A 12816-nucleotide genomic window follows, 5' to 3' on the forward strand; every position below is an offset into this window, starting at 1 on the left:
GTAGTCGGGAACTGGAAAGATGGCTTTGCGGCTGTGCGCAAGCCTTGTTGTTTACAATGAAACCCCGCGTTTCCACGGAATAAAGTCGGTTTGGCCGTGGCGCACGGCGGCGACTTCTTCCCCGCTGGCCACGCGCACCACGTAGTCGAGGATGCGGGCGCCGGCTTGTTCAATGGTTTCCTCCCCGTCGATGACGGTGCCGGTATTCAGGTCGATGATATCGGGCATGCGCTGGGCCAGGGCCGTGTTGCTGCTGATTTTGACCACCGGGGCAATGGGGTTGCCAGTGGGCGTGCCCAGGCCGGTAGTAAACAGCACCACCGTCGCGCCCGAGCCCACTTCCGCCGTCGTCGATTCCACGTCGTTGCCGGGAGTGCAGAGCAGGTTGAGGCCGGGCTGGGTTACGGGCTCGGGATAATCGAGCACGGCCACTACCGGCGAGGAACCGCCCTTGCGAGCCGCGCCGGCCGATTTCATGGCGTCGGTAATCAGTCCGTCCCGGATGTTGCCCGGCGAAGGGTTCATATCGAAGCCCGAGCCCACGGCCACGGCCGAGTCGCCGTAGGCTTTCATGAGGGAGCTAAACCGCTCAGCCGTGGCCGTATCCACCGAGCGGTCCACCAGTTCCTGCTCCACCCCGCACAACTCGGGAAATTCGGCCAGGATAACGGAGCCGCCCAGAGCCACCAGCAGATCGGACACGTGGCCCACCGCAGGGTTGGCCGAAATACCCGAGAAGCCGTCGGAGCCGCCGCACTCCAGCCCAATGCAGAGCTTGCTGAGCGGGGCCGGCTGGCGGGTTTGCTGGTTGGCCAGCATCAGGCCGGCAAACGTCTGGCGCAGGGCCGTGCTTACCAGGGCTTCCTCGGTGCCAATTTTTTGCTGCTCCAGGATGTAGAGGGGCTTTTGAAAACCGTGGGGGCTGCGCTTGTTGATTTCGTCCTGCAACATGCTCACCTGCGCGTTCTGGCAGCCCAGGCTCAGCACAGTGGCCCCGGCCACGTTGGGGTGGGTGATGTAGCCGGCCAGCAATCCGCACAGGGTTTGGGCATCCTGCCGGATACCGCCGCAGCCACCATCGTGGGTGAGGAACCGGATACCATCCACATTCGGGAACAGGCGGGGTTTGTGCTGGCCGTTTTCGGCGGAGTGCAGATCAGTGGCCAGAATTTCCTCCACCGATTTGCCAGCTTGCATCAACGAAATCAGCTCTTGGGTTTGGGGCTGGTAGCTTTTGCGGCGGGCGTAGCCCAGGTCATTTACCAATGCTTCTTCCAGCACCTGAATATTGCGGTTCTCGCAGAACACCAGCGGAATAACCAGCCAGTAGTTGGCCGTTCCCACGCTGCCATCGGCGCGGTGGTAACCCATGAAAGTGCGCTCCTGCCATTGGCTCACGTCGGGCATGGGCCACTCTAGGCGGCGCTGCTGGTGCTCGTCGTAGCTGTCGGTGGCGTGGCGGATGTTGGCGGTGGTGAGCAGGCCGCCGGTTTCAATGGCGGCGGCGGCTTTACCCACCAGCACCCCGTACATGTGCACCGGGTCGCCGGGAGCCAGAAACTGCAGGGCCAGCTTGTGCTTGGCCGGTATGCGGGTGGTAGTAGTAACGGTGGTGCCTTCCCAGGTTACGGGCGTGCCGATAGGCAAATCCTGGAGGGCAACCAGCACGTTATCGTCGGGGTGAATTTTGGCTACCAGGTGTTTCATTTTCGAGGTAAATAAGAACGTCGTAGAGACGCGACACTTCGCGTCTTAGTGCTCGCGCCGTTCGGGGGTATTCAGCAGTTGCCGTTCAACGAGAAGACGCGAAGTGTCGCGTCTCTACACCGCCACCGGCTTGCGGTTGAGGGCCTGGGCGACGGTGGCGCGGGCGCCTTGCTCCAGCAGCTGCTCCAGATAACGGGTTACGCAGTCGGCAAAACCTGGCAGGGCCAGCAAATCGTGGCCCCAGAGGGCTTGATTGTGCAGCACGGTGCGGGTTAGCTCGGCGGGTTCCAGGCGCTGCCAGAGGCCGGCGTAGTAGCTGGCTTTCTCGTCCTGAATGGGATACTGCTGGCCGTTTACCTCCCCGTACCACACGCCTTGCTCTTCCCGCTCGGCGCGCATAAAGCGCAGGTAGGCGGCAAAACCCAGGGCCATATAGTGCGGCACGGCGCGCAGCTTGCGGTAGTAGTGCAGCAGCGAAGGCACATTGCGCATCTGCAGCTTAGCCGTATAGTTCATGCTGATGGATAGCCAGCGGTGCTCAATGGCCGGGTTGCGGAACCGGTCCAGTACCTGCATCCCGAAACGCTGGCCCACTTTTTCGTCCACTGCGTACGGAATGCCCGGCAGCAAATCACCCAGCATGAGGTTATGAACGAAGCTGGCTACATCGGCATCGTCCATGGCCTCGCGCACTGTAGGCAAACCAGCCAGAAAGGCCAGTCCACAGCTGAGCGTGTGGGTGCCGTTAAGTAGGCGCAGCTTCAATTCCCGGAACAGGTTGATGTCGGGCTGCACGATTACGCCGGCGTCGGCCTGCTCAAAACTCAGCACGCTTTTCACCCGCGCATCGCCCTCAATGGCCCACAGCGTGTACACTTCCGACATGGTCAGCAACTCATCTTCGTAGCCTAGCTCAGCCTCTAATGCGGCTTGCGTGCTGGCATCGGGGCGGCCGGGCACGATGCGGTCCACCAGGGAGTTGCACACCTGGTTGGCGGTTTCCAGCCAGTCGATGAACTCAGCATCGAGGCCGTTGCGGTGGGCCTGCTCCAGCAGAATACTTTCCAGCTTGGTCCCGTTATCCGGAATCAGCTCGGTAGGCACAATCACCAACCCCTTGGATTTATCCCCCGAAAATGCGCGGTAGCGGGCCAGCAGAAACGCCAGCAGCTTGCCGGGAAACGACTGGGGCGGCCACTGCGTGATGTCGTCGGATACCAGTTGAATGCCGACTTCGGTGGTGTTGGAAATTACCACCGTCAACTCGGGGTTGGCGGCGCAGGCCAGGATATCAGCCCACTGGCTTTTGGCCGACAGCACCCGACTGATAGCCGAGCACACCACATTTTCGGACACCTCGCGGCCGTCTTCAATGCCCCGAATACCGAGCGTGTACAAACCGTCTTGGCGGCGGAAAGCGTCGATGTCGCCGCCGTCGGTGCTCTTCACTACCACAATGCGGCCGTTAAAGACGCCCTGGCGGTTGGCTTTATCGATGAGGTAATCGGGCAGGCCACGTAGTAGCACGCCGGTGCCAAATTGCAGCACCTTTTCGGGCAGCGCCAGCAGCTCAGCGGAGGGGAAACGTACATTCCCGGTGGGTGCCTGGGAAAGTAGTGGAGTGGATAGTTGCGGCATGAGAAAAACCGTTATTGCTTGGGCGCAGCCGGGGCTGCAGAGTTCCATTTTTGTTGCCAGCGCGGATAGTCGCGGCTGAGCAGTTTTTCGGGCCAGGTACCGGCATAGGCATAGCCGGTGCGGCGCTCATATTCAATGTCCGCCAGGGCAGCGTGCGGCCGGGAGTCGCGGCCCACGTAAATGGGCCGGTTGGTGGTGAGGTCGTAGAAGCGGGCCCAGATGACGGAGCCGGCCTCGGGCACGATGATTCGGTCGAAGCCCTTGGGCAGTTTGGGGTCGGGCACGTCTTTGATGGCGTAGCCCGTGAGCTTCACCGCCTGCAGCCAGGCCACCGCCGCTTCAATTGATTTTTTAATGGCCGGCGTGGGGTTTTCCGTGTCCATCAGAAAGCGCACGATGTTCACGGTTTCCATGCCGCTGAGCGAGGCCAGCTCGAAGGCGCGGGCCTTGGCCGGCAGCAGGGTTTTCTCGTCGTGCTGGGCGCACCAGGCCGTGAGCCGGCCGTTCTGCACGTACTGGGTTTTCAGCATGCAGTCAATGCCTTTTGCCACGGCCTGGCTGGCGGGTTCCGTGAGGCCGGCATCCAGCACCGAGAAGCCGTTGGCGCCCCGGGCCATGTCGCGCAGCACCAGCAGGGCCCGCACCATGGCGTCGTCGTTGTAGGTAATCAGGTGGCGGTAGCTGCCCAGGTCGGGGTAATACTGCGGGAAGCCGCCGTTGGGGTACTGCATCTGCAGCAGGTAGCGGATGCCTTTCTCGGCGGCGGCTTTGTAGGCCGGGTTTTGGGTGCTGCGGAAAGTGGCTACCAAGTGGCGGATTTCGCGGGTGGTGGCCTCGTTATCGATGGTGGCGTCCGACTTCGGAGTGGCGGCACGGGCAGCGGCCCGTTCAGCGGCCGTCAGCGGGTGGTCGTACTTCACCTTCACCTCGTTCACCATTTTGGGCCAGCCACCTACGGCGCGCTGGTACACCAGCATCCGTTCAGCCACCGAATCCTGCACCGGCGTGGTGGGAGCTACGGCCCCGGCCGCTACCACTGGCAGCGGAGCCGCTGCGCTGGTTTCCGCCGATACAATGGTTTGCCGAGGCAGAGCCGTAAACAGGTCTTTGTTCAGGTTAGATGGCTTCAGCGCCACCGTGGCCGGCTTCTTCGACTTTGGGTACCACCGGCCCCCAAATGTCCAGTCGGCGGTAATCTGCCGGGCTTTGGGGCTGCCTTTGGCCGTGCTCAGATTGTCCTTGAACCAGGCATAGTCGCCGCCTTCCCGGTGGCAGTTGGAGTAATATACCCGGCGGCCCCACTGCTTGGCTCCGGGCCCCGATTGGGCCCAGTAGATGTCAGCATCGGCCATTTCCTTGGAGAAGCGGCAGTTGAGCAAATAGAACTGAGACTCTCGGTGGAAGCGGCCCAGCTTGAAGTTCGGGTCGCCCTCGAAACGACAGTTTTTCAGCACCGTTTTCTGGTCCTCGTCCCCGGTGCCATCGTGCCAGATGGCGGCGTTGGGATTGTGGCAGATGAACAGGCAGTTTTCGGCGTAGGCCCAGCCTCGGGGGCAGTAGAAATCCACCCCGCCTTCCATGGTGCAATCCTGGAAATAGTACACGCCCGCGTCCATATCCCAGGGGCTCACGGTGTCGCCACCCAGGGCGCGGAAAGTGCAGTGCTTCACGGTGAGGCGGGTGGTACCGGGCATGGTGCGCAGGGCAAACTGGTGGCCCGTTTTGCTAACCTTGCGCTGCCCTCTGGCTTCCTGGGGGCAGGGAATGAGCACGTCGCCAGCAGCCTCGAAACCGTAGGGGTTTAGCACCGTCAGGTTTTCCAGCGTGATGTCGGGCGAGTTGCGCATGTTCAGCGTGGCCGCGCCCCAATCGTCAGTACTCCCGGCCGGGTCGCAACGCCAGGCGTCACGGGCCTGACTGTAGGTCAGCACTACGCCCTTTTCACTCTGGCCATTCAGCGTGAGGTTCTGCTTGTTATCCAGGTACACCTTCTCGTGATAGGTGCCATTTTTGATGTAGATGGTGCGGGGCTTGCCGGCCTCGTCGGGGAGGCTGTTGATGGCGGCCTGGATGGTCCGGAACTGGCCCGAACCATCCGCTGCCACCGTTACCTGCTGGGCTTGGGCCGATAAGATTCCCATTTCCCCAACCCCCACCAGCAGGAACAGCAAAGTCAGTATTCGTTTCATAGACAGTAGGCGTCAGCCGCCGCGTTTACACAAAATCTTCCCGCATCGGGCTGAAGGAATCCAGCAGCACGCCGGCTTCCAGGCACTCCACGCCGTGCCACACCAGGGGCGCGGCATAGAACGTCTGGCCGGCCCGCAGCACCACTTCCTCCTCCCCCACCGTGCACCGGAACACCCCGCTTTCCACGTAGGTAATCTGGCTGTGCACGTGCTGGTGCAACGCCCCGATGCCGCCGGTTTCAAAGCGCACTTTCACCAGCATCAGGTCCGGCCCGTGGGTCAGCACCTGCCGTTGTACCCCTTCGCCCACAGTAAGCCAGGTTTCGTTGTTCATGGTAGTTGGGGTGAGGAGGGAAATTGTGATGAGATAAAAGAACGTCGTGCAGAGGCGCAGCCGAAGCATCTCGCGTGCTGATGCTGCGGTGGCAATTCAACCGACAACCGCTCCGTAGCCCAGGGTTTAAACCCTGGGCTAGTGAGGTCGGGCAGCGTCACGCGGGATGCTTCGGCAAGCTCAGCATGACGCTCTGGGTTGATTAGTAGCCGAAGTTCTGCTTCAGGGCCGGGTCGGCGGCCAGGGTGCTTTGCGGAATGGGCAGCAGCTCCTTGCCCTGGCCGGGCACGTACTCGGCGGCGAGGCCGGTGCCGGTGCTGGCGGCCGTAACGGTACCCACCGTGGCCGAGGAGCCCGTGGGCCGGGTGTTGGCAATGTAGGCGGCGTCAATGGCCTGGCGCCAGTTCACGCGGGTGGTGCCGGCGGGCGTGGCGGCCGGGGAAGGCCGGTAGAAGGAGCGCGCCCACTGCACGTTGCCGGCGGCCGGCGTGCGGAAGTACATGTACTGCGGCACCGTCTGGTAAGGGGACTGATTCAGGGCCAGCTTCAGCAGGTTGGCTTTGGCCTCGGCTAGCTTGGCTTCAAACAGGTTCCAGCGCAGCAAATCATACTTGCGGATGCCTTCTCCTCCGAACTCCAGGTACCGCTCGTTCACCAAGGCGTTGAAGAAGCCGGCTTTCGAGCTTAAGTCAAGGCCCGCCAGGGCGCGGGTGCGGTTGCCGCCGAAGCCGCGGGTGCGCACTTCCAACAGGGCATTCTGGGCAGCCGTGGTGGGGCCGCTCAACTCGTTTTCGGCTTCAGCAAACATCAGCAGCACATCAGCAAAGCGGATGATTGGCCAGTTGTAACCCAGGTAGTTGCCGGTGCCCGGAATGGCAGGATTATGCCAGTCGCGGCGGAATTTACCGTCGGTAATAGCTCCCAGGGCCACGCCAGTCTGGAAGTTAGTGGCTGGAATGCTGTACGTGGTGATGGTCACGTCGCGGCGGGCATCCAGGGAGTCGAAGGCGTAGAAGTAGGTAGGCACCACCGTCACGGCACCCTGCGTGGAGCCATAGATGGGCGAGGCATTCAGGCGGGGGCCGTTGTAGTAACCCAGCTTGCTATCCGACACGGCCGTGGAGCCGCCCATGCCCACCTGGAACATGATTTCGTTGGCGGCTTCGGGGCGCTGCTCATTAATGCTCTTGAAAAGCTCCAGGAAGCTGGCGTTTAACGTGTGCTCTCCCCGGTTGGCCAGCAGGCCGGCGCACTCCTCGCGGGCAATACGGTAGTACTCCAGGTAGTCGCTGGGGCGCGTCATCTGGGCATCCTTCAGCGAGTAGCCCCCGCGGTATAGGGCCAAGCGGGCGCGCAGGGCCTTCACCGCGCCCTTCGTAATTCGCTCACTGGCCGCGCCGGCCCGCGTGCGCCAGGGCACCAGCTTTTCAGCCTCCAGCAAATCGGCAATGAGCTTGGTGAGCGTGGCGTTGCGGTCGGCGTTGGGCAGGTTGAAATCCTGGCCCGATACCGAGGGCGTGAACTGCGCGGGCACATCCCCCCAGTTCCGGATCAGCTCCAGGTAGTACTGGGCCCGTAGCGTGAGGGCCTCGCCGTGCAGGCGGTGCAAAGCAGCCGTATCGGCGGCCGGGCCGCTGTTGTAGGCGGCCATCTGCGGAATCTGCTGGATGCAGATGTTGGCGCGCTCCACGCCCTGGTACAAGGTGTTCCAGGGGTTGGTAATTTCGGTATTGGTGGCCAGCGACTTGTAGCGGGCAATGCTACGCCGGGCCCCGTCGGCGGCCCCCGAGGAGCCAATCATCTCATCCGAGTCGTAGGGGAAGTACATGCTCACGCGGGTACCGTAGCTCTGGTCACCCGAGAGCGGGTCGTAGGCCCCGATTACGGCGGCCGTAGCGCCGGCCACGGTGCTGAACGTGTAGGCCGTGGTATTGAGGGCCACCGGCTCCACGTTCAGGTAATCCTGGCAGGATACCAGGGCCCCGGTGCTGCCCGCTAAGGCCAGCCCGGCCAGTGCAGTCCGGAAAATAAGTGCGGATTTCATATCGACTGGGGGGTGGGAATTAGAGGGAAAGGTTCAGGCCAAACAGGAAGGCGCGGCTGCGCGGGTAGGCCGCGTAATCAACGCCCGGCGTGAGCGGCGACGAGCGGCGGGTGTTCACCTCGGGGTCGTAGCCCGTGTATTTGGTGAAGGTATACAAGTTGTTGAGCGTCACGTAGAAGCGCAGCTGCTGCACGTGGGCGCGGGTGGTAAGCGTTTTGGGCAGGGTGTAGCCCAGCGTCACGTTGTTGATGCGCAGGAAGGAGCCGTCCTCCACGGCCCAGGAGTGCAGGAAGTAGTTGCGGGTGGGCGTCCAGATGTCGGCGTTCTGGTTGAGCTGATTCAGCGCCGCCACGTCCGTTACCAGCGCCCCATCCGAGCCAATCACCCTGTAGCGGTTCTCCATTACGTCCAGCACGTTGCTGAACACGGTGTTGGCCGTGTTGGAGGTGAATTCAATCTTGTTGGCGTTGTAGATGTCGTTGCCCAGCACGAAGTTGACGAACACGCTGGCGTCGAAGTTCTTGAACGTGAACTGCTGGTTCAGGCCGCCCGCAATTTTGGGGTTGGCATTGCCAATAACCGTCTGGTCCTGGTCGTTGATAACGCCGTCGTTATTCAGGTCTTTCAGCTTAATCAGGCCCGGCCGGGCGGCGGTTTCACCAATCAGGCCCAGGTTATTCGGAAAAATATTGGCTCCCTGCGCATTCTTCTTCGGCGTCCAGGTCTGGGTGGTGGCGTTGTAGCTCTCGAAGTCGTTGGCCGTCAGGAAGCCGTCGGTTACGTAGCCGTACATCTCCCCTACTGGGCGGCCCACCCGGGCCACATAGTCACGATTGAGGGCGGTACCGGCCCAGCCCGAGGCAATACCCGGAATTTCCGTCAGGCCTGAGCCCAGGCTTTCAATTTTGCCCCGGTTCAGGGAGGCGTTGGCCGTGGCCGTCCAGCTGAAGTTGGGCTTGTTGAAAATGGTGCCGGTCAGCTGCAGCTCGATGCCCTTGTTGGAGGTTTCGCCGATGTTGCGCAGCTGGGAGGTATAGCCCAGAAACGGCGGAATGGGCTGGTTGATGAGCAGGTCGGAAGTGGTGTTGTAGTACACGTCGCCGGTAAACTGCACGCGGTTGTCCCAGAGCGAGAGGTCCACGCCCAGGTCGCGGGAGGTGGTTACTTCCCACTTCAGGTCGGGGTTGGGCAGCGTGGTGGCCGCCGCGCCCAGCACCTGAATGTGGTTGAGGAAGTAGGGAGCGCTACCGGCCGAGTACAGCTGGTCGTAGAGGAAATCGTTGATGCGGTTGTTACCGGCCTGGCCGTAGCTCAGGCGCAGCTTCAAATCCGATACGGCCGTCAACGATTTAAAGAACTCCTCCTTGGAAATGCGCCAGGCTACCGAAGCCCCGGGGAAGTAGCCCCAGCGGTTACCCTCCCGGAATTTGGAAGAGCCGTCGGCCCGGAACGTGCCCGTGAACAGGTACTTATCATCGAAGGAGTACGTGAGGCGGCCGAAGCCCGAGAGCAAACGGTAGTCGGTGGGAATGCTGGTACCGGGCAGCACGGGCTGGGAGGTTACGCCGGCCGGCAGCACGCCCTGGTTGATGTTGGCCAGGGCCCGCTCGGCGGTAATGTCCAGGGGCAGGAAGTTGGTTTGGATGAACTGCTGCTTGGTTTGCTGCTGGTAGATTTCCTGGCCTACCAGCGCCCCTACCTGGTGCTTGCCCTTCTCCCAGCTGTAGCTCAGCGTGTTGGAGTTGTTGAGGGTGCTTTGGGTAGCCGAGGTAATGGTGGCGAAAGGCAGATTGAGGTACCCCCCGGCCGCCTGCCGGATAGTGGGTGAGTACCGGCCATTGAAGGTACCCAGCTCCGAATTCGTAATGTCAAAGCCGGCAATGGAGCTCAGCATCAGGCCCTTCGTCAGCTCCAGCGAGGCGTTGGCCCCGATGTTGAAAGTGCGGCGCTTGTCGCGGCGGTACTCGTTGTCGATGGTGAGCACCGGGTTTACCAGGCTGGAGTTCGTGAAGAACTCGTCATCGAAGGTGTTGGGGTCCAGCACCTGCCCCGTGGCGTTGGGCACCATCAGGGGCATGTACTGAATGGTGTTGCGCAGGCGGGACGTCACATTGGAACCCGAGGAGGAAGTGCCCGCCCCGTTCACCGTCTGGTCGTTGAAGCGCATGTTCAGGCCCACCCGCAGGCGGTCCATGGGCTTGGTATCAAAGCGGAAGTTCACCAGGTTGCGGGTGAAGTCGGAGCCCCGCTGAATGCCGTCCTCGTCGTTGCGCGTCAGGCTCAGCGAGTACGTAGTGCCCTTCACCCCACCCGAAACCGACAGGTTGTGGGTTTGCTGGAAGGCGTCGCGCCCGAATACCTCGTCCTGCCAGTCCATCACGGGGGCCTGGCGGGCCCGCTCCAGCGTGTCGCTGAGGTAGTTGCGGGAGCCGAACAGCTTGCCAAACGCCGAAAGCCCGCCCTGCCCGGTAGCGCCGGCCAGCTGGGCCCGCTCATACTGGTAGTTCAGGTAGTCGGCGGGCTTGAGCACGCCCAGCTTGTTGCTGATGCGGCGGAAACCGGCAAAGCCGTTGTAGCTGATAACGGTTTTGCCTTCGATGCCTTTTTTGGTGGTTATAATGACTACGCCGTTGGCACCGCGGGCCCCGTAAATGGCCGTGGCCGAAGCGTCCTTGAGCACGTCCACGGAGGCAATGTCCTGGGGCGCAATGACGTTCAGCGCGTTTTCAATCTGGATGCCATCCACCACGTACAGGGGCGAGTTATCCTGCGTTACCGAGCCGCCGCCCCGTACCCGCACCCGCACATCCTGGTTGCCCGGCGTACCCTCCGAGGACGTGAGTTGCACCCCGGCCAGGCGCCCCGTCAGGGCCTCGGCGGCAGAGTTCACCGGAATATCCTTGATCTGCTGGGCACTCACCGACGACACCGAGCCCGTCACGTCGCGGCGCTGCACGGCCTGGTAGCCAATTACCACCACGTCGTCCAGCGTTTTGCTGTCTTCCTTTAGCGCCACCGTCAGGTCGGTTTTGCTACCCACCGCCACCTCGTAGGGCAGAAAGCCGATGTAGCTGAAGCGCAGCGTGGCGTTGTCGGGCACGGCTAGGCTGAAGCGGCCTTCCCCGTCGGTAGAGGCCCCCAGGTTGGTGCCTTTCACCACCACCGTTACGCCGGGCAGCGCTTCTCCCTTGTCCGACTTAACAACCCCCTGTACGCGGCGCTGCTGCGCCCAGGCGGGTGCCACCGTTGCCACCAGAAGCGGCGCCAGTAACAGTAGATTTTTTTTCATGACGTGACGTGATGGTGTGGGAATTGATGTGGGAATGTGGGCCGGCTGGGTGCCTGGGTAAGCAACGCCCGAAACCGCAGGGTGCCAGCGAGGCTTCGGGCTGGCAGGTTTGCTTTTCGCGGCCAGCCGCTGGCGTCTTCCCCAGGGTAGCGTTGTATACTATTTGGAGAAGGTGGCTGCGTGGGGATTGGAGCCGGCCAGCGGTTGGCTTGATTAAGGTTACAGGAAGCCCCCGCGAAAAGGAAGAAATTGACCTGAATAATTTGTGCAAACGATGTCGGGAACGTGACCAATCAGTCACCGCCGGAGTTTTTCCGGGTCATTATTCCGGTTATTCGCCGAGTATGCCTATTTTTCGGGCCGGTGGGCACCTTTCCGGCAACGGGTACATTCTTGTACTTTAGTAAGTACCCACTCTCCTCTTGCCATTCCTTCCGTTCTAGCGCTGCTTCTTCTCGTGGAGACCTACACCATCAAAGACATTGCCCGGGAGCTGGGTATTTCTACCTCCACCGTGTCGAGGGCGCTGCGGGGCAGCTACGAAATCAACGCTGAAACCAAGCGCCGGGTAATGGAGTGCGCCGAGCGGCTCAACTACCGCCCCAACCCCATTGCCCTCAGCCTGAAAGGCAGCGCCAGCCGCGCCATCGGCGTGATTCTGCCCCAGATTGCCAACTACTTCTTCTCCCAGGCTATCAACGGCATCGAGGCCATTGCCTACAACCGGGGCTACCACGTCATCATCTTCCAGAGCCAGGAAAGCTACGAGCGGGAGATGGCCAACGTGCAGCAGGCCATGTCGCGGAAAGTGGACGGCCTGCTGATATCCCTCAGCAGCGAAACCGCCGACGTGGAGCACCTGCAGGAAGTGCTGGACAAAAACGTGCCACTGGTGCTGTTCGATAGGGTTTCCAGCGAGCTGAACGTGACCAAGGTGGTGGCCGATAACTTCGGCGGGGCCTTTGCCGCCACCGAGCACCTGCTGAAGGAGGGCCGCCGCCGCGTTGCCCACCTCACCATTCAGCCCTGGCTCAGCATCACGCAGGAGCGCCTGGCCGGCTACCGCGCCGCCCTGGAACAGTACGGGGTGGAGTTCGACGAAAATCTGATCCGCTACGGCACCTTCGGGCCCGATGAGGTAGGCCCCATGATTGATGAGCTGATGCACCTGGATACCCCACCCGACGCGTTTTTTACGGCCTCCGACCGTTTGGCCGTGGGGTGTTTGCAGGCTTTGGGGCAGCGCAACCTACACATCCCCGAGGATGTTTCCCTTATCGGCTTTACCAACCTCAACGTGGCCCATTTGCTGAACCCGGCCCTGAGCACCGTGGTGCAGCCCGCCCAGGAAATCGGGCAGGTAGCCGCCGAGCGCCTCATCGACCAGATTGAGCGCAAGCACCGCGCCCTTCCCATTGAAACCGTCCGCATCCCCACGGAGCTCATTGTGCGCAGCTCCACCCGGCAGGAAGCGGTGAAGCTGTAGTGTCTGCTACTCAACCAAGCCAAGGCAAAACGGCCGCTGCTCCACCCAACGCGTGGAACAGCGGCCGTTTTCGTCACTTCTTTTCCCTTCAACACGCAGGTGAGCCAGCAACTCACTCACCTAAACTGC

General features: G+C 61.9%; 7 protein-coding genes. 1 reads left to right on the top strand and 6 read right to left on the bottom strand.

Annotation, left to right across the window (positions count from 1 at the left end; translation table 11 throughout):
* Positions 1 to 51: 51 nt before the first annotated feature.
* From ROI90_RS13935 to ROI90_RS13960, 6 genes are all read right to left on the bottom strand, one after another.
* Positions 52 to 1707, bottom strand: coding sequence for a UxaA family hydrolase (locus ROI90_RS13935; RefSeq protein WP_315998964.1), 1656 nt, complete (start codon positions 1705 to 1707; stop codon positions 52 to 54).
* Between the two features lie 114 nt (positions 1708 to 1821).
* Positions 1822 to 3345 (bottom strand): tagaturonate reductase, encoded by a 1524-nt coding sequence (locus ROI90_RS13940; protein ID WP_315998965.1) that lies wholly within the window; start codon positions 3343 to 3345, stop codon positions 1822 to 1824.
* An 11-nt stretch (positions 3346 to 3356) separates the two neighbouring features.
* Positions 3357 to 5534, bottom strand: coding sequence for a pectate lyase (gene pelA, locus ROI90_RS13945; RefSeq protein ID WP_315998966.1), 2178 nt, complete (start codon positions 5532 to 5534; stop codon positions 3357 to 3359).
* A 25-nt stretch (positions 5535 to 5559) separates the two neighbouring features.
* Complete coding sequence (locus tag ROI90_RS13950; protein ID WP_315998967.1) at positions 5560 to 5868, bottom strand: cupin domain-containing protein; 309 nt, start codon at positions 5866 to 5868, stop codon at positions 5560 to 5562.
* 202 nt (positions 5869 to 6070) lie between these two features.
* A complete protein-coding gene (locus ROI90_RS13955; RefSeq protein ID WP_315998968.1) occupies positions 6071 to 7912 on the bottom strand; it encodes a RagB/SusD family nutrient uptake outer membrane protein in 1842 nt (613 codons plus the stop codon).
* A gap of 19 nt (positions 7913 to 7931) precedes the next feature.
* Entirely contained in the window at positions 7932 to 11201 is a 3270-nt protein-coding gene (locus ROI90_RS13960) for a SusC/RagA family TonB-linked outer membrane protein (protein ID WP_315998969.1), read from the bottom strand.
* A gap of 457 nt (positions 11202 to 11658) precedes the next feature.
* Between ROI90_RS13960 and ROI90_RS13965 the strand changes: the two genes are divergently transcribed.
* A complete protein-coding gene (locus tag ROI90_RS13965; protein ID WP_315998970.1) occupies positions 11659 to 12687 on the top strand; it encodes a LacI family DNA-binding transcriptional regulator in 1029 nt (342 codons plus the stop codon).
* Positions 12688 to 12816: the final 129 nt, after the last annotated feature.

This window comes from Hymenobacter endophyticus (assembly GCF_032464715.1).
Taxonomy (GTDB): domain Bacteria; phylum Bacteroidota; class Bacteroidia; order Cytophagales; family Hymenobacteraceae; genus Hymenobacter; species Hymenobacter endophyticus.

Coding starts and splice junctions, on each gene's coding strand:
- ROI90_RS13935 (WP_315998964.1), bottom strand. CDS start 1,707: ATGAAACACCTGGTAGCCAAAATTCACCCCGACGATAACGTGCTGGTT.
- ROI90_RS13940 (WP_315998965.1), bottom strand. CDS start 3,345: ATGCCGCAACTATCCACTCCACTACTTTCCCAGGCACCCACCGGGAAT.
- pelA (WP_315998966.1), bottom strand. CDS start 5,534: ATGAAACGAATACTGACTTTGCTGTTCCTGCTGGTGGGGGTTGGGGAA.
- ROI90_RS13950 (WP_315998967.1), bottom strand. CDS start 5,868: ATGAACAACGAAACCTGGCTTACTGTGGGCGAAGGGGTACAACGGCAG.
- ROI90_RS13955 (WP_315998968.1), bottom strand. CDS start 7,912: ATGAAATCCGCACTTATTTTCCGGACTGCACTGGCCGGGCTGGCCTTA.
- ROI90_RS13960 (WP_315998969.1), bottom strand. CDS start 11,201: ATGAAAAAAAATCTACTGTTACTGGCGCCGCTTCTGGTGGCAACGGTG.